Annotated in this window: 16 protein-coding genes and 1 pseudogene; 7 read left to right on the top strand and 10 right to left on the bottom strand. The window is 74.9% G+C overall.

What is annotated here, in order from left to right; genetic code table 11:
* Positions 1-69 precede the first annotated feature (69 nt).
* The 10 genes and pseudogenes from GA0070620_RS13890 to rimP form a co-directional block, all read right to left on the bottom strand.
* Entirely contained in the window at positions 70-1,395 is a 1,326-nt protein-coding gene (locus GA0070620_RS13890) for an MATE family efflux transporter (RefSeq protein ID WP_091590888.1), read from the bottom strand.
* A gap of 1,047 nt (positions 1,396-2,442) precedes the next feature.
* Positions 2,443-2,652, bottom strand: a complete 210-nt coding sequence (locus GA0070620_RS13895; RefSeq protein WP_172836582.1) for a DUF6186 family protein — start codon at positions 2,650-2,652, stop codon at positions 2,443-2,445.
* Positions 2,652-3,059 carry a hypothetical protein gene (locus GA0070620_RS13900; RefSeq protein ID WP_091590894.1) on the bottom strand — a complete coding sequence of 136 codons (408 nt, stop codon included), beginning with the start codon at positions 3,057-3,059 and terminating at the stop codon, positions 2,652-2,654. Before GA0070620_RS13900 ends, GA0070620_RS13895 begins: the two co-directional genes overlap by 1 nt.
* Positions 3,060-3,136: 77 nt before the next feature.
* The gene (locus GA0070620_RS13905; protein ID WP_231922428.1) at positions 3,137-4,117 is read right to left on the bottom strand and encodes a DHH family phosphoesterase; all 981 of its coding nucleotides are present in this window, start codon (positions 4,115-4,117) and stop codon (positions 3,137-3,139) included.
* Positions 4,118-4,209: 92 nt separating this feature from the next.
* Entirely contained in the window at positions 4,210-4,695 is a 486-nt protein-coding gene (gene rbfA / locus GA0070620_RS13910) for a 30S ribosome-binding factor RbfA (protein WP_091598735.1), read from the bottom strand.
* A gap of 180 nt (positions 4,696-4,875) precedes the next feature.
* Positions 4,876-5,169 (bottom strand): DUF503 domain-containing protein, encoded by a 294-nt coding sequence (locus GA0070620_RS13915; protein ID WP_091590898.1) that lies wholly within the window; start codon positions 5,167-5,169, stop codon positions 4,876-4,878.
* A 90-nt stretch (positions 5,170-5,259) separates the two neighbouring features.
* A complete protein-coding gene (infB, locus tag GA0070620_RS13920) occupies positions 5,260-8,262 on the bottom strand; it encodes a translation initiation factor IF-2 (RefSeq protein WP_091590901.1) in 3,003 nt (1,000 codons plus the stop codon).
* 93 nt (positions 8,263-8,355) lie between these two features.
* Positions 8,356-8,687, bottom strand: a pseudogene (locus tag GA0070620_RS13925) (YlxR family protein).
* A gap of 15 nt (positions 8,688-8,702) precedes the next feature.
* Positions 8,703-9,746 (bottom strand): transcription termination factor NusA, encoded by a 1,044-nt coding sequence (gene nusA / locus GA0070620_RS13930; RefSeq protein WP_091590904.1) that lies wholly within the window; start codon positions 9,744-9,746, stop codon positions 8,703-8,705.
* Positions 9,743-10,441 carry a ribosome maturation factor RimP gene (rimP, locus tag GA0070620_RS13935; protein ID WP_091590905.1) on the bottom strand — a complete coding sequence of 233 codons (699 nt, stop codon included), beginning with the start codon at positions 10,439-10,441 and terminating at the stop codon, positions 9,743-9,745. The genes nusA and rimP overlap by 4 nt, the downstream gene beginning before the upstream one ends.
* A gap of 234 nt (positions 10,442-10,675) precedes the next feature.
* Between rimP and GA0070620_RS13940 the strand changes: the two genes are divergently transcribed.
* The 7 genes from GA0070620_RS13940 to GA0070620_RS13970 all read left to right on the top strand — a co-directional run bounded on the left by GA0070620_RS13940 (position 10,676) and on the right by GA0070620_RS13970 (position 17,237).
* On the top strand, positions 10,676-11,125 hold the full coding sequence (locus GA0070620_RS13940) for a hypothetical protein (protein WP_172836432.1): 450 nt from the start codon (positions 10,676-10,678) through the stop codon (positions 11,123-11,125).
* Positions 11,122-11,571 carry a ferritin-like domain-containing protein gene (locus tag GA0070620_RS13945; RefSeq protein WP_091590907.1) on the top strand — a complete coding sequence of 150 codons (450 nt, stop codon included), beginning with the start codon at positions 11,122-11,124 and terminating at the stop codon, positions 11,569-11,571. Before GA0070620_RS13940 ends, GA0070620_RS13945 begins: the two co-directional genes overlap by 4 nt.
* A 126-nt stretch (positions 11,572-11,697) precedes the next feature.
* Positions 11,698-12,288, top strand: a complete 591-nt coding sequence (locus GA0070620_RS13950; protein WP_091590910.1) for a PadR family transcriptional regulator — start codon at positions 11,698-11,700, stop codon at positions 12,286-12,288.
* Positions 12,285-13,016: an ABC transporter ATP-binding protein gene (locus GA0070620_RS13955; protein WP_091590912.1), complete on the top strand. Its 732-nt coding sequence runs from the start codon at positions 12,285-12,287 to the stop codon at positions 13,014-13,016. Before GA0070620_RS13950 ends, GA0070620_RS13955 begins: the two co-directional genes overlap by 4 nt.
* Positions 13,013-15,832 carry an ABC transporter permease gene (locus GA0070620_RS13960; RefSeq protein WP_231922372.1) on the top strand — a complete coding sequence of 940 codons (2,820 nt, stop codon included), beginning with the start codon at positions 13,013-13,015 and terminating at the stop codon, positions 15,830-15,832. The genes GA0070620_RS13955 and GA0070620_RS13960 overlap by 4 nt, the downstream gene beginning before the upstream one ends.
* 56 nt (positions 15,833-15,888) lie before the next feature.
* Positions 15,889-16,389, top strand: coding sequence for a nitroreductase family deazaflavin-dependent oxidoreductase (locus tag GA0070620_RS13965; RefSeq protein WP_091590914.1), 501 nt, complete (start codon positions 15,889-15,891; stop codon positions 16,387-16,389).
* Positions 16,390-16,496: 107 nt separating this feature from the next.
* Positions 16,497-17,237 carry a hypothetical protein gene (locus GA0070620_RS13970; protein WP_091598745.1) on the top strand — a complete coding sequence of 247 codons (741 nt, stop codon included), beginning with the start codon at positions 16,497-16,499 and terminating at the stop codon, positions 17,235-17,237.
* The last annotated feature ends 38 nt before the right edge of the window (positions 17,238-17,275 follow it).

Below are 17,275 nucleotides of genomic sequence, written 5' to 3' on the forward strand. Positions count from 1 at the left end.
GGGAGGGCTGGCCGACCGGGCCGGCCGCCGGTCGGACGGGCGGGCGGGCGGGCGGGCGGGCGGGCGGGGTCAGCGGACCGCGCCGACCACCGCCCAGCCGCCGGAGCGCAACCGCAGCAGCAGCGCGACCAGCCGGAGCACCACGAACAGGGTGAGCCCGGCCCAGATGCCGCCCAGCCCGAGGTTCAGCCCGTACGCCAGCCAGATCGCCGGCAGGAACCCGCCCAGCGCCGCCACCACGGTGAGGTTGCGCAGGTAGCGGACGTCGCCGGCGCCGATCAGCACACCGTCGAGGGCGAAGACGACCCCGGCCAGCGGCTGCATCGCCACGAACCACGGCCACGCCACCATCGCCTGCTCGCGGACCAGCGGATCGGAGCTGAACCACCCGGGCACCACCCCGGCGCCGGCCGCGATCAGCAGCCCGAACGCGACGCCGCAGACGCCGCCGAGCAAACCGATCCGACGGGCCAGCGCCCGGGCGTAGGCCGCGTCGCCCGCACCGAGCGCCGCACCGACCAGGGACTGGGCGGCGATGGCGAGCGCGTCGAGCACCAGCGCCGTGAAGAACCACAGTTGCAGCGCGATCTGGTGGGCACCCACCGCCGCCGCGCCGAACCGCGCCGCCACCGCGGTCGCGGACAGGAAGCTGGCCTGGAACGCCGCGCCCCGGATCAGCAGGTCGCGGCTGAGCACCAACTGCTGCCGGATCAGCCGCGGCCGGGGCCGCAGCGGGACCCGCTCGGCCACCAGCGCGGCGGCGAACAGCGTCCCCCCGAGGGTCTGCGCGACGGCGTTGGCGACCGCCGACCCGGTCAGGCCCAGGCCGAGGGGGTAGACCAGCAGCGGGCAGAGCAGCGCGGACAGCAGGTTGGGTCCGAGCACGAAGAACAGCGGGCGGCGGGTGTCCTGGATGCCGCGCAGCCAGCCGTTGCCGGCGGCGGCGAGCAGCAGGCCGGGGGCGCCGAGCGCCGCGATCCGCAGCCACTGCGCGGCGGCGTCGGCCACCTCGCCCGGGCCGCCGACGAGCGTACGCGCCAGCGCGCCCCCGCCGACCTGCATGCCGAGCGCCACCAGCACTCCGACACCGAACGCCAGCCAGGACGCCTGGACGCCCTCGGCCACGGCGGCGGCCCGATCCCCCGCCCCGAAGCGGCGGGCCGACCGCCCCGTAGTGCCGTACGCGACGACGGTGCCGATCCACGCGGTGAGCGTCATGACCGTGCCGCCGACGGCGAGCGCGGCCAGCGGCACCTGCCCGAGGTGACCGACCACGGCTGTGTCGACCAGCACGTAGAGCGGTTCGGCGGCGAGCACCACGAGAGCGGGCAGGGCGAGCGCGGCGATCCGTCTCGGTGAGGCGGCGGCCTGGGCGGTGGCGAGGGTCTGGCTCATCGTCGCCGATCCTGGCATGGTCTCGGTAAGGATCGCAAGACGGGTCATAACTTACGCCGACCGGCTCCGACGGCGGTGATCGACTCGGGTTCAGGGAACTCGGGGTATCGGCGCGGCAGCGACAGACCGACGTCCCGGATCCCGAGTTGACCATGGAGTGGCTGGCCGGCGGCCCATCAAGGGCAGGCGCGGCGGTGAGGTTGGCTTGCCAGCGCGGCGTCCGGCGAGGCTGGGCAGCGTGGCACTGTCCGGCCGGGCTGCCGGCGATGCCGGCCGAGGCGGCAGCCCGGCGATGCCGGCCGAGAGCGCAGGCGGCCATGCCGAATGGGCTAGCTGGCGCGATGCCGGCCGAGAGGGCAGGCGGCCATGCCGAATGGGCTAGCTGGCGCGATGCCGGCCGAGAGCGCAGGCGGCCATGCCGAACGGGCTGGCTGGCGCGATGGCGGGAGATCGAAGCTGGTGGGCGGCTTCGCACGCGAGGGTGCGACCGGCGGAATGGTTCGGACTCGCCAGTGACGCCGCTGGACCCCGTGGGAGTCGGTGCGGACGGGACCCCACAGGCGGCGCCGGTGGCGCTGGTGGGACACGCGGGGCCGGCGAAGAACGACGGGTCAGGGCTACGACGGCGGACGGGCGGTGACGCGGTCGGCGCGGCGCGTCGGCGGCGTCACCGCCGGTCGGCGTCCGTCACTGACGGGTGTCCATCGACGTCTGCAGCGCGCGGCGGGCCTGCTCGCGGGCCTCGTCGGTGGTCTCGGGCTTCGGCTTGCTCGGCATCGTGGTGCTCCCTTCCAGGGTGCGAGCCACCGTCGGACGGCGGCCCTCACGGGCGGTCCTGCTGTGCGCCCTCGACGGCGGTCCGGGGTCACCGGAGCGGCCGGCTGGGCAGCGTGAGCCCGGGTCGGTCGACCCTGGAGGGAGGCGGCACCGGGTGCGGCACCACCCCCGTGACCTGCGCCGATCATGCGACGCGGCCCTACCCAAATTAGCGTTCAGTCAGCCGCGCGGCGCGCCGTTCCCGCGATCTGGACAGTCGGGCGAGCGACGTCAGCGGGCCAGGAAGTGCCAGCCCAGCCACCACCAGAAGCCGAAGAGTCCGATCCGGCCCACCGGCACCGGACCCACCTCGTAGCGCATGACGTACGCGCACACCTCACCGAGCGTGGGAATGCGGGAGCCCTCACGGCGCGCCAGCCACTCGACGACCGCGAAGAGGGCCAACGCGCCGAGGAAGCCGGCGATGGCCAACGCCCGCATCATCGCCGCACCAGTCCCCAGAACGCCGCCAGCCAGGCGAACCAGGCCGCCGAGCGGACGAGTTGGTCCTCCAGCAGCGGATCGGCCAGCCGGGAGAAGGTGGGGAACTCGTCGCCCACCGAGAGCACGAAGGTGGCGCCCTCGAAGACGCCGAAGACCACCACCGGCAGGGCCCACCAGACCGCTCCGGCGCCCAGGCGGGTCGGTGCGGGCCGGCGCGGCACCCGATTGCTCAGACCGAGCCAGATCAGCACACCCCCGGTGCCGAGCGTGTAGAGGTTGGCCTCGGTGGAGAAGGACGCGAACCGGCCGCCCACGAGGGAGAGGCAGACCAGCACGGGCACGGCCAGGGCGGGACGGTCCCAGGTGCGGGACGCCTCGACGGTGAGGTCGCGGGGCTGTTCCATTCGGTGATTCTCCCCGTACGCAGCGCGTCCGGGAAGGGCGGCGACACCCGGAGCTGACCCGGAGATGCGCCTCGCGGTCAGGCGCCGGTGGCCGGGAGCAACGCGCCGTCGAGCTGGCCGCGGATCCGCTCGACCACCTCGTCGGCCGTGCCCCGACCGGTGAAGCCGGCGGCGAACCGGTGCCCCCCACCGCCGAGCGCGACCGCGACGCGGCTCACGTCCACCCCGCCCTTGCTGCGCATCGACACCGCCCACTCGGCCGGCCCGGTCTGCTTCAACACGCAGCTGACGTCCGCCTCGGCCGTGCAGCGCACCGAGTCGATCAGCGCCTCCAGCACGTACGGACGCTGGTCGTGGCGGGCCAGGTCGTCCTGGGTCGCCCACGTCCACACCAGACCACGGCCACCGGCGGCCGACACGTCGAGCCGGGCACGGCCGAGCACCTCGCCGAAGAGCCGGACGGCGCCGAAGGGCCGGGTGTCGAACACCCGCCGGGAAATGTCCCCGGGACGGATGCCGGTGGCGAGCAGCCGGGCGGCCAGGTGGTGCACGGCGGGCGTGGTCGCCTCGAACCGGAACGAGCCGGTGTCGGTGGTCAACGCGACGTAGAGGCACTCGGCGATCTCGACGTCCAGCGCGACCCCGAGCCGGGCCAGCAACTGCTCGGCGACCACGGAGGTGGCCGCGGCGTGCGGATCCACCAGGTTGACGCCCCCGAACCGGGTGTTGGAGGCGTGGTGGTCGAGCACCAACGCGGCGCCCGCGGTGTCCAACCGGTCGACCAGCTCGCCGAGCCGCGACTCGCTCGCCGCGTCGAAGCAGATCACCAGATCGGGGTCGGGGTACGCCGCGGTGGACGGCACGAGCAGGTCGAGACCGGGCAGCCCCCGGAGCGGCTCGGGCACCTCCGGCGGGCCGGGGAAGGTCGCCTGGATCCGGCGTACGCCCCGGCGCCGCAGGCCGAGCCCGAAGCCCAGCATGCTGCCCAGCGCATCCCCGTCCGGGTTGACGTGGCAGACCAGCAGCACCCGCCCGTCGGGCGGCAACTCCCGGATCAGCGCCTCGGCGGCGGCCCAGTCGGCGTCGCCCGGGCCACCGTCATCGACCCGGGCAGCCTCGACGACGGCGCCGGCGGAGCCCGCCGCCCCGGTCACCGCCGGTCCCGGCCGGCGGGCGGGTTGTCGTCCTCGGCGTCGGTCTCGGCGTCCTCGTCCTCGTCCTCGTCCACCCGGTACGGCTGCGCGTCACCCGCGTACTGCGCCTGGGCGGCGAGCCGCTGCACCTCGGCGTCCGCGTTGCGGGCGGCGGCGAGCAGGTCGTCGATGTGCTTCACCTGGTCCTGCACGTCGTCGAGGACGAACGTCAGCGTCGGCGAGTGGCGCAGCCCCAGGGCCTTGCCGACCGTGCTGCGCAGCATGCCCTTGGCGCTCTCCAGGGCGGCGGCGGTGCCCGCCTGGGCCGCCGCGTCGCCGAGCACGGTGTAGAAGACCGTGGCGTCGCGCAGGTCGGCGGTGATGCGGGCGTCGGTGATGGTGATCATGCCGAGTCGCGGGTCCTTGATCTGGCTCCGCACCACCGACGCGACCAGTTCCCGCACCCGCTCCGCGTGCCGGCGTACCTTGGCCGGATCCGTCATCTCCGCCACCTCCACGGTGTCCCGCTCCCGACCGGAGCGGACGGCGCGGGCGCCGCCGGACCCCGACCGGCCAACATTTCGAACACTACCCGCGCGACCCGGTCGGGCGCGCGTTGCCGCCGGTGGCGGCACGACCGGGGCGGGCCGCCCCGGCGGGATCGCCCGGACCCTCGGGCGGCGTCAGTCCTCCGCGCCGTAGAGCCGTCGGCGGACCGAGAGCAACTCGGTCTCGGGACGGCCGGCCACGAGGCGCTCGCAGGAGTCCAGCACCTCCTGGACGTGCGCCGCCTCGGCGGCCACCACGGCCACGGCGATCTCGGCCCGACCGTGCAGGTCGAGCGCTCCCACCTCGGCGGCCGACACCTCGAAGCGACGCAGCGCCGCCACGATCGGCCGTACATATGATCTCTTCGCCTTGAGCGACCGGGAGTCGCCGGGCAGCAGCAGGTCGAAGACCGCGGTTCCGGTGAACATCGCCCCGGACGATACCCGTACCCCGCCCCGCATGATCAAGGGGTTTACGCCCTTCGGCGTAAACCCCTTGACCAGCGTTTCAGCGCGCGATCAGGCGCGCGGCTTCTCCCGCATCTCGAAGGTCTCGATGATGTCGCCGACCTGGACGTTGTTGAAACCGCCCAGCGTCAGACCACACTCGAAGCCCTCGCGGACCTCCGTCGCGTCGTCCTTGAATCGCTTCAGGGAGCTGATCGTGAGGTTGTCCGCCACGACCGCCCCGTCCCGCAACAGCCGCGCCTTGGCGTTGCGGCGGATGAGGCCGGACCGGACGATGCAGCCGGAGATGTTGCCGATCTTGGACGAGCGGAAGACGTCGCGGATCTCCGCGGTGCCCAGCTCGACCTCCTCGTACTCCGGCTTGAGCAGGCCCTTGAGCGCGGCGTCGATCTCCTCGATGGCCTGGTAGATGACGGTGTAGTACCGGATCTCCACACCCTCGCGGTCGGCGATCTCCCGGACCTTGTTGGCGGCCCGGACGTTGAAGCCGATGATCGTGACCGCCTCGGACGAGGCGCTCGCGAGCATGACGTCGCTCTCGGTGATCGCACCGACGCCCCGGTGGATGATCCTGAGCTGGACCTCCTCGGGGATGTCGAGGTTGAACAGGGCGTCCTCGAGGGCCTCCACCGAACCGGAGACGTCGCCCTTGAGCACCAGGTTGAGCGAGGTCTTCTCGCCCTCCTTGAGCTGCTCCATGAGCGTCTCGAGAGTGGCCCGACCGCGGGAGTTGGCGAAGGACGCCGCCCGCCGCCGTGCCTGCCGCTGCTCGGCGATCTGCCGGACCGTGCGGTCGTCCTCGGCCGCCAGGAACGTGTCGCCGGCACCCGGCACCGCGGTCAGACCGAGCACCAGCACCGGACGTGCCGGGCCCGCCTCGGCGACCTGGTTGCCGTTCTCGTCGAGCATCGCCCGGACCCGGCCGTGGGCCCCACCGGCGACGATCGAGTCCCCGGCCCGCAGGGTGCCCTTCTGCACCAGCACCGTCGCCACCGCACCGCGACCCTTGTCGAGGTGCGCCTCGATGGCCACACCCTGCGCCGGCCCGTCGATCGGAGCGGTCAGCTCCAGCGACGCGTCGGCGGTCAGCAGCACGGCCTCGAGCAGGTCCTCGATGCCGATGCCCGGCTTGGCGGCCACGTTGACGAACATCGTGTCGCCGCCGTACTCCTCGGCGACCAGGCCGTACTCGGTCAGCTGCTGGCGGACCTTGTCCGGGTTCGCCTCCGGCTTGTCGACCTTGTTGACCGCCACCACGATCGGCACGTCGGCCGCCTTGGCGTGGTTGAGCGCCTCGATCGTCTGCGGCATCACGCCGTCGTCGGCCGCGACCACCAGGATCACGATGTCCGTGACCTGGGCACCACGGGCACGCATGGCGGTGAACGCCTCGTGACCCGGGGTGTCGATGAAGGTGATCGCCCGGTCCTCGCCCTCGTGCGGGACGTGGACCTGGTAGGCGCCGATGTGCTGGGTGATGCCACCCGCCTCGCCGGCCACCACGTTCGCCTTGCGGATCGCGTCGAGCAGCTTGGTCTTACCGTGGTCGACGTGACCCATGACGGTCACGACCGGCGGCCGGCTGACCAGGCGGTCCTCGGCGACCTCGGCGTCCAGGTCGATGTTGAACTGCGCGAGCAGCTCGCGGTCCTCGTCCTCCGGGCTGACGATCTGCACGTCGAAGCCGAGGTGCTCACCCAGCAGCAGCAGGGTGTCGTCGGAGCAGGACTGGGTCGCGGTGACCATCTCGCCCAGGTTGAACATCTCCTGGACCAGCGAACCCGGATTGGCGTTGATCTTGTCGGCGAAGTCCGACAGCGACGCGCCACGGGAGAGCCGGACGACCTGACCCTGACCCCGGGGAGCACCCGAGCTCATGGTCGGGGCCGACAGGTTGTCGAACTCCTGTCTGCGCTGCTTCTTGGACTTGCGACCACGCGTCGGCCGGCCACCCGGACGCCCGAAGGCACCCGCGGCACCGCCGCCACGGCCGCGACCACCGGCACCCGGACGGCCACCACCGCCGGCGGGAGCACCGCCGGGACGGAAACCGCCACCGGGAGCGCCGCCACCGCCGCCACCGGGACCGCCACGGTAGCCACCGCCACCGCCGCCGCCACCGGGACCGCCGCGGAAGCCACCGCCACCGCCGCCACCCGGACCGCCGCGGAAGCCACCGCCACCGCCACCGGGACGACCGGCGCCACCGCCGGGACGACCGGCGCCACCCGGGCCGGGACGGCCCGTGGACGGACGCTGGCTCGGCATGGAGGCCGGGCTGGGCCGGGGCGGCATGGAGGCCGGGCTCGGCCGCGGCGGCATACCCGCCGGGCTGGGCCGCGGACCACCGGCACCGGCGGCCGGGGGCCGCTGCTGCTGCTGACCGCCGGAGATGCCGAACGGGTTGTTACCGGCGCCACGCGCCGGCGGACGGCCACCCGGACGACCACCCGGGCCCGGGGCCGGGGTCGGACGACCGGCGGCCGGGGAACCGGGCCGGGGCGGCATCGCGCCCGGACCGGGCCGCGGGCCCGGACGGGTCGACGGGCCACCATCGGCCGGGGGCTCCCGACGCACGTTCTCCCGCTGCTGCTGGCGAGCGGCCTGCGCGGCCTTGACCGCGGCCTCCTGCTCGGCCTTCAGCGCGGCGGCACGCGCCTCGGCGGCCGCCACCTCGATGTCGTGGGCGCTCGCCGGCTTCGCGACCGGGGTCGCGGTCTGCGGCGGGCCCGGGATCGGACCCTTCGGCTTCGGCCCGGGGGCCGGCGCGGCCGGCCGCCGCGGCGGCATCGGCTTGGCCGAGACCCGGGGCGCGCCCGGGGTCGGGCTCGGCGCCGGGGACGGCGTCGGGCTGGGAGCCGCCGACGGGGCGGCGGGCGCCGCCGAGCCGGCGGACGCGACGAATGCGCTCCGCAGCCGTCGGGCGACGGGCGCCTCGACGGTGCTGGACGCGGACTTAACGAACTCGCCCATTTCCTTCAGCTTGGCGAGAACGGTCTTGCTTTCGACCCCGAGCTCTTTCGCAAGCTCGTGTACGCGGGCCTTGCCTGCCACTGCACTCCTCACTCCGAGGTCGTGCGGGCAGCACCCGCAGCGACCTCACTCGTGCACTTGAAGCCTGGTCATTTCTGCGACTTCATCGTGTGCTCATGTCGGTCGTCCTACCTTGCTAGCGACCCGCGTCCGGTCGGGTGACCGGACGTCGTGGTTGACGCATCGATGTGCTCCGCGAGCGCACCGTGGTCAAGGACCCCGGTGACGCGCAACGCACGCCCGAAGGCGCGCCGCCGCACCGCCTGCGCGAAGCAGGCCGGATCCGGGTGCAGGTTCGCTCCCCGACCCGGCAGTCTGCGGGCCGGATCGGCCCGGAGGCTGTGACCAGCCCCGTCACCGATCGCGACGATCCGCAGCAGTTCGCCGGCCGGCGCTCGTTGCCGGCAACCCACACAGGTGCGTTCCGGCCGCGCGCGTCGTGCCACTGAGAAAGTCTACCCCTAGCTGCCGGAGATCGCGCCGCCCGGCTCCGGGACGTGATCAGCCCCGCTCCGTGCGGGCGGGCTGCTCTGCTCCGCGTCGGACCGGATGTCGATGCGCCAACCGGTCAACCGGGCCGCGAGTCGGGCGTTCTGCCCCTCGCGGCCGATCGCCAGGGAGAGCTGGAAATCCGGCACGGTCACCCGGGCGGTCCGGCTGGCCAGATCGACCACCTCGACCCGCAGGGCCTTGGCCGGCGACAACGCGTTGCCGACGAAGGTCGCCGGGTCGTCCGACCAGTCGATGATGTCGATCTTCTCACCGTGCAGCTCGCTCATCACGGCCCGGACCCGCTGACCCATCGGGCCGATGCAGGCGCCCTTGGCGTTCACGCCGGGGGTCGTGGAGCGCACCGCGATCTTCGTACGGTGACCTGCCTCACGCGCGATCGCCCCGATCTCGACGGTCCCGTCCGCGATCTCCGGCACCTCGAGCGCGAAGAGCTTCTTCACCAGCGCGGGATGCGAGCGGGACAGCGTGATCTGCGGACCGCGCATGCCCTTCGCCACGTGCACCACCACGCAACGGATGCGCTCGCCGTGCGCGTAGCGCTCGCCGGGCACCTGCTCGGACTGCGGCAGGACGCCCTCCAGCTTGCCCAGGTCGACGCTGACGATGCCCTTCTCGGCGCGCGCCTCGTGCGCCTGCACCACACCGGTGACCAGGTCGCCGTCGCGGCCCACGTACTCGCCGAAGTGCACCTCGTCGGTGGCCTCCCGCAGGCGCTGGAGGATCACCTGCTTGGCCGTCATGGCGGCGATCCGGCCGAAGTCGTGCGGAGTGTCGTCCCACTCCCGCACGACCGCGCCCTCGTCGTCCACCTCCTGCGCGTACACCAGGGCCGCGCCGGACTTGCGGTCGATCTCCACCCGCGCGTGCGGCTCGGCGCCGTCGGTGTGCCGGTACGCGGTCAACAGCGCGGTCTCGATCGCCGCGAGGATCGTGTCGAACGGGATCTCCCGCTCGCGCTCCAGTGCGCGCAGCGCCGCGAGGTCGATGTTCACCTCTCCTCGTCCTCCACATCATCTTCGTCGTCGATGTCGTCTTCGTCACCGGGCTCGCCGGTGTCGTCGAACTCGTCCGTCTCCTCGATCTCGTCGAGGCGGTTGAACTCGACCTGGACCCGGCCGGGGCCGAGGTCCGCGTACGTCCATTCGGTGCGGCTGGCGTCCGTCTCCAGCACGACGCGCTCGTCGTCGGCCTCGACCACCCGACCGGTGAGCTGCCGGTCGCCGGCGGGCTGCTCGCCCTCCCGGCCGGACCGGACGGTCACCTTCACCAGCCGGCCGGCGTTGCGCCGCCAGTGCCGGGGCAGCGTGAGCGGGCGGTCCACGCCCGGGGAGCTGACCTCCAACTGGTACTCGCCCGCGACGATGTCGCCGCCGGCCTCCTCCGCCGCGTCCAGTGCCGCGGAGACCGCCCGGGAGACGTCCGCGACGGCGTCCAGGTTGATCCCGCCGTCGGAGTCCACGATCACGCGCACCACGTGCCGACGGCCGGCCCGGGACACGGTGAGGTCCTCCAGGTCGTAGCCGGCCTCGGTCACCACGGGCTCGATGACCTCGCGCAGCCGGTTGCGCCGCGCCGTGAGGTCACCGCCGCGCGGTCGCTCAGCGTCGCGCCGCCGGTCACCGGCGCCGGGCCGCTCGCCGCCGCGGGGCCGGCCCGTCGACCTGGTGGCACGGCCACGCTGCGTCATCTACGTACCCTTCTCCTGACCCGGCGGGACCACCTGGTCCCGCCCCATGCCGGCACGCCACCGGGGCGGACGCGCCCGGTGGCTGCGCAGAGCGTAACGCGCCCGGCGTCCACCCGGCCGGGCGGCGCACCGACGCCGATGGCCCGCCCACCACCGACCATGGTGTTGACTTGTGGGGTGGCGACGGGGACGACTACACAGCGAAACGGGACATTCCAGCCCTCCCGACGCGGCTTGCTGCGCGCCGGAGGGCTGCTGGCCCTCGGCGGCGTGACGGTGCCGCTGGCCGGCTGCGACCTGTTCGACCGGGACGAGGGGCCGCCGCCGGCGGCCGATCCGCTGCACCCGCTGCTGGACGAGGCGCTGGCGCTCGCGGGGAGTTACCGGGCGGCGGCGGGCGCCGTACCGGAGCTGGCGGACCGGCTCACCCCGATCGCCGAGACCCATGAGGCCCACGCCGCCGAACTGGCGCGGGTCATCGGCGCGACGCTGCCGTCGTCCGCGCCGAGCCCGACCGGCACGCCACCGGCCGGGGCCGCCGCCGCCCTGTCCGCGCTGCGCCGGAGTGAGCAGGCCGCCCGGAACGCCGCCGTCACGGCCTGTGCCGCCGCCCCGGCGGAGCGCGCGGCCCTGGTCGGGTCGATCGCGGCCGCCCGGGCCACCCACCTGGAGGCCCTGAAGTGATCGAGCGCGCGGCACGGACCACCCCCGCCGAGGCGCTCGGAGCGGCACTCAGCGCCGAGTACGCGGCCATCTACGCGTACGGACCGATCGGCGTGCGGCTCTCGGGCTCGGCCCGCACCTCGGCGCGACAGGCCGAGGCCGCCCACCGGCGGCGCCGGGACGCGCTGGTGATGCAGCTCAGCACCTCGGGCGCCACGGTCCCGCCGGACCACGCCGGCTACGCGCTGCCGTTCCCGATCACCGACCGGGCGAGCGCCCTGCGGCTGGCCGTGGAGGTCGAGGAGCGTACGGCGGCGCACTGGCGGGCGGCGCTCGCGGCGACCACGGGGAGCGACCGGGACCAGGCGCTGGACGCGCTGCTCGACTACGCGGTGCGGGCCACACGCTGGCGCCGGACCGCCGGGGTGACCCCGCTCACGGTCCCGTTCCCGGGCCGCCCCACCTGATCGACCGAGGGATCCGCCGCCCGGTTCGTGCCCGGCGGCGGCTTCCGTCGTGTTCCGCGACCGGGTGCGGACCGGAGGACGGCACTCCACTTGCAGCTCGCATACCAGGTATGCATACTCCGGGCCATGTCCATCCGTCACGGGCTGCTCGCCCTGCTCGAACGCGGCCAGATGTACGGCTACCAACTGCGGGCCGCGTTCGAGGAGTCGACCGGCTCGACCTGGCCGCTGAACATCGGGCAGGTCTACACCACGCTGTCCCGGCTGGAGCGGGACGGCCTGGTGCGTTCGCTCCCGGAGAGCGAGGCGGGACAGCGCCCGTACGAGATCACCGACGCCGGGCGGGCGGACCTGGCACTCTGGTTCGCCACCCCGATCAGCCGCAACGACCGTCCCCGCGACGAGCTGGCGATCAAGCTGGCGCTGGCGCTCACCACCCCCGGCGTCGACGTCCGGTCCGTCGTGCAGACGCAGCGCAGCGCCACCATGCGCGCGCTGCAGGAGTTGACCCGGTTGAAGTACGCCAGCGACCGACCCGAGGACCTACCCTGGCGGCTGGTGCTGGACGCGATGGTGTTCCAGGCCGAGGCCGAGGTGCGATGGCTGGACCACTGTGAGACCAGCCTGGTGCGCTACCGCCCACCCGCGCCGGGGCCGCAGGCCGGCGCGACACCGGCCGACGTGGTGTGGCCGGCAGACGAGGAGGCGCGACGGTGAGTGAACCGGGCACCATCCTCGACCTGCGCGACGTCCACCGCACCCACGGCGCCGACGCGGCCGCCGTGCACGCGCTGCGCGGGGTGAGCCTGACGGTCCGGGCCGGCGAGCTGGTGGCCGTCATGGGCCCCTCCGGCTCCGGCAAGTCGACCCTGCTGGCGCTCGCCGGCGGGCTGGACAGCCCCACCGCCGGCGACGTACGCGTCGAGGGCCAGTCGTTGACCGCCCTGGACCGACGCGGTCTGGCCCAGCTGCGCCGCCGCCGGATCGGCTACATCTTCCAGAACCTCAACCTGCTGGGCAGCCTCAGCGCCGTCGAGAACGTCGCGCTGCCGCTGGAGCTCGACGGCACCGGCGTACGGCGGGCGCGCAAGCTGGCGCTGGCCGCGCTCGCGGAGGTGGGCCTGCCGGGGCTGGGCGACCGCTTCCCCGACCAGCTCTCCGGCGGCCAGCAGCAACGGGTGGCGATCGCCCGGGCGCTGGTGGGTGAGCGCCGGCTGGTGCTGGCCGACGAGCCGACCGGCGCCCTGGACTCGCAGACCGGCGAGGCGGTGCTGCACCTGCTGCGCCGCCGCGTCGACGCCGGCGCCGCCGGACTGCTGGTGACCCACGAGGCACGGCACGCCGGCTGGGCCGACCGGGTGGTCTTCCTCCGGGACGGGGTGCTGGTCGACTCGACGGCCCCGCTCGGCAGCGTCGAGCAGCTGCTGACCGGCAGCGGCCGGTGACCCTCCGCCCCGGCGTCCGGTTCCGGCGGCCGACCGGCGCGCGGCTCCCGTCCCGCCCCGGGCGGAAGGTGCCGCCCGGGGCGGGACGCCCGGCGGGTCGGCCGCGCCGCGTCGCCGAGCTGGTGGGCTCGTGGCGCGCGGCGCTGCGCATCGCCCGGCGCGAGGCCCGCCGGGCACGGGGCCGGACCGCGCTGGTGCTGGCCATGATCACCCTGCCGGTGCTCGCCCTGTCGTTCCTGGCCGCCAGCTACGACATGGCGAAGCTCACCCGGGAGGAGCGGATCGACCGGCAGCTCGGGGCCGCCGACGCCGTCCTGCGCTGGACCGGCGACGTGCCGGTGGTGCAGGACCGGTGGGGCGAGAGCTGGTACACCCAGGGTGGGGCGACCGGCCCGACGCCGGGGCGCCCGGTCACGACGGCGGAGGTGGAGGCGCTGCTCGGGCCCGGCGCCCGGGCCGTCAACGATCCCCTGTTGACCTCGGTCACGTTCCGGGTGGGTGACCGGGACGCGTCGGTGCCGGCCCGGACCCTCGACCTCGGCGACCCGCTCGCCCGCGGCACGGGCCGCCTGCTGGCGGGGCGGGCACCGGCCGCCCCGGACGAGATCGCGGCGAGCCCGGCCGCGCTGCGCCGCCTCGACGTACGGCTCGACGGCACGGTCACCACCGTCGACGGCTCGGCCACCCTGCGGGTCGTCGGGCTGGTCGAGTTCCCGGACGACCTGGGGCCGCTCGTCGTACGACACCCGTCGACCGCCTCCGCCACCGGACCGGACGAGGGGACGACCTGGCTGGTCGACCTGCCCGGCGGGGTGCACGACGACCTGGTGCGGCGGTTGAACGACCGCGGCATCCTCGTGTCCACGAGGGCCGGGGAGGACGACCAGGCCGGCCCGCACCTCTGGCCGGCGGGCGACCGGCCGACCGACGTGAACGACCTCGGCACCGGCGTGCTGGTCGGCGGGCTCGGGCTGCTGGAGGTGGTCCTGCTGGTCGGGCCCGCCTTCGCGGTCGGCGTACGCCGGCGGCGGCGCGACCTGGCCCTGGTCGCGGTGGCCGGTGGCGACGCCGCCCAGCTGCGGCGGGTGGTGCTCGCCGACGGGGTGGTGCTGGGCTGCGTCGGTGCGGTCACCGGGGTGGTGCTCGGCGTCGCGGCCGCGTTCGCCGCCCGGCCACTCGTGGAGCAGTACGCCAACGGCGCGCGCTACGGCGGATACCGGTGCTGGCCGGCCGCGCTGGTGGTGATCGCCGGGATCGCCGTGCTGGCCGGTGTGCTCGCCGCGCTCGCCCCGGCCTGGAGCGCCGCCCGACAGGACGTGGTCGCGGGGCTGTCCGGCCGGCGCAGCCCGCCGCGGCACCGTCACCGCTGGTTGGCCCTCGGATTGACCCTGGCCGTCGGCGGCGCGGGCATCGCCGCGCTCGGCGCCACCCGACCGACACCGGTGGTGATCCTGGCCGGGCTCATCCTCGGCGAGCTGGGGTTGGTCTTCTGCACACCCACGCTGATCGGCCTGCTCGCCCGGGTCGGCCGGACTCTGCCGCTGGCACCCCGGATCGCGCTGCGCGACGCGAGCCGCAACCGGGCCGCCGCGGCGCCCGCGATCTCCGCCGTGATGGCCGCGGTCGCCGGCAGCGTGGCCCTCGGCGCCTACCTGGCCAGCGACCAGGCCCGCGCGGCCGCCGCCTACCAGCCGACGCTGCCCTCGGGGAACGTGCTGGTCAGTCAGCTGGAACCGAACCGGCCGGCGCCGTCGCTCGCGCAGGTCACCGAGGCCGCCCGGGACCACCTCGACGCCCGGGCCGTGGCGGCGGTCGCGGAGGCCACCTGCGACCCGGCCCGTGGCCCGGCGACCATCTGCGACGTGAGCCCCCTCCCGCCGCCGGAGCAGGTCTGCCCGTGGCGGGCCAGCGACGTCCTCAGCGCCGGGCAGCGGCGGCAGGCCCGGGCCGACCCGCGCTGCGAGCAGCGGTTCGGCGACTACTACGGGCCCTACGTGCAGGTGCTCGTCGACGACGGCAGCGCGCTGCCGATCCTCACCGGCGCGACGCCGGGCGAGGCCGCGGCGGCCGCCGCCACGCTGCGCGCCGGCGGCGTGGTCGTGACCGACGCACGTCAGGTGCGGGACGGCCGGGTCGCGGTCGCGGTGGACCGGGGCGACGACGTGGACCGGCCACCGGCCCGCACCGTCAGCGTGCTCGCCGGGTACGCGCTGCCCGTCGACATCGGCCCGGACCGGCTGGTGCTCTCCCCCGCCACGGCCGACCGGCTCGGGCTCGGCCGGGTCACCACGGCGTGGGCGGTCGCCACACCCACCACGCCGGACCGGACCCGGATCAACGCGTTCACCCGCGCCCTGCGGCCGTCCGGCACGGTCGCGGTGACGACCGAACCGGACCGGCCACCGGACCGGGACGGTCCGCTGCCACTCCTGCTCGCGGCGGCCGCCGGGCTCATCACAGTCGGCGCGGCCGGCATCGCGACCGGGCTCGCCGCCGCCGAGGGCCGCGCCGACCTGTCCACCCTCGCCGCGGTCGGGGCCAGTCCCGGCGTACGCCGGATGCTCTCGCTCTGCCAGGCCGGGGTGATCGCCGGTCTCGGCTCGGCGCTCGGCATCGTGGCCGGCCTCGGCACCGCCGCTCTCGTGCTGTTCTCGACCAACCGGCAGTACGCCGACAGTTGGCCGGTGCAGGAGCCGTACCCCCTGGTGGTGCCGTGGACGGCGCTCGGTGTCCTGGCGCTGGTGCCGCTGGTGACCATGCTGGGCGCCGGCCTGTTCACCCGGTCCCGGCTGCCGGTGGAGCGGCGACTGGACTGACCGACGGCGGCCTCGGGGGGTGCCGCCGGGGCCGGCGGACCGGCACACTGTTCCCCGTGTCCGTGCTCGGAGCCCTCACCCGCCGCGTCGGCCATCACCGATGGTTCGCCGCCACCGCCCGCCTCCTCGTCCCGGCCGACCGGGCGGTGGGCCGCCTCACCCGGGGGCGCGTGGTCGCGCTCGGGCTGGCCCCGTCGCTGGTCCTGACGACGACCGGCCGCCGTTCGGGCAAGCCCCGCAGCAACCCGCTGCTGTACGTACGTGACGGCGACGCCTTCGTGGTGACCGGCTCCAACTGGGGACAGACCCACCATCCCGGCTGGACGATGAACCTGCTCGCCCTGCCCGACGCCGAGGTCGCCGTGCGCGGTCGACGGATACCGGTCCAGGCCCAGGTCGTCTCCGGCGAGGACCGGGACCGGCTCTGGCGGTTGCTGGTCACCGAGTGGCCGGCCTACCAGACGTACGTGCGCCGCGCCGGCGGCCGGGAGATCCGCGTCTTCCGACTGGTGCCGGTCGGGCGCGGCGCGCCGGCCGACACGGACGACCGTGGCTAGGGTGGTCCCAGCGGGGTGACCGGCGCGGACGGTCGCGGCCGGCCGGTGCGCTGACCGGCGGGGCGGCGGCGGAGGGTCCGCACAGTCGCGAGGCAGGGGTGGTCGGCGTGAGCGCGGGCAGCGAGGACACCGAGATCGATCGTCACCTGGCCGATCCTCGGTGGACGGTGGCCGAACGCGCGGCGGAGGCGGCCCGGCGCCGCTACCCCGCCGACGTGCTCGCCGTCGCGGTGCACGGGCCGCTGGCCCACGGCGACGACGACGGTGGCGGCGACGGCGAGGTCGGCCTGCTGGTGGTGACCTACCGGCCCGGTTCCGGTCCGGCCCCGGCCACCCGCCGCGTCGACGGCGTCCTGGTGGAGTTGACGGTCGCCGCCGCCGAGGACTATCTCGCGCGGGCCCGGGTGATCACGTCGCGCTGGCCGCTGACCGCCGACCGGTACGTCACCACCCGCCCCCTGCACGACCCCGGCAACTGGCTGCGCACCCTGCGGGACGAGCACCTGGGGTGCCTGGCGCGGGCCCGCCCGGCCGAGTTCAGCGCCGCCGCCCGCCAGGCCTGGTACCGGGGGTACGCGGCGCACGCCCGGGCCGCCCGCCTCGCCGAGTGGTACGAGACGGACCAGGCGCTGCTCATGCTGGGCGAGGCCCGCCTGGCGGCGGCGACGGTGAACGGGCTGCTCAGCCGCACCTACTTCCGCGATCCCGGTGACGCGGTCCGCCGTACCGGCCTGGCCGGCGCGGACATGACGGAGGTGGGTGCGGTGCTCACCCGCCAGTCGACGGAGCTGGCCGCCCGGGGCCAACCCGTGGACGGCACCGTAGAAGACCTGGTCACCCGCGGCTAGCTCCCCCGCGATCTTGCAGTTTCGGCCCGTTGAGAGGT

The sequence above is a fragment of the Micromonospora krabiensis genome, from assembly GCF_900091425.1.
GTDB lineage: Bacteria > Actinomycetota > Actinomycetes > Mycobacteriales > Micromonosporaceae > Micromonospora > Micromonospora krabiensis.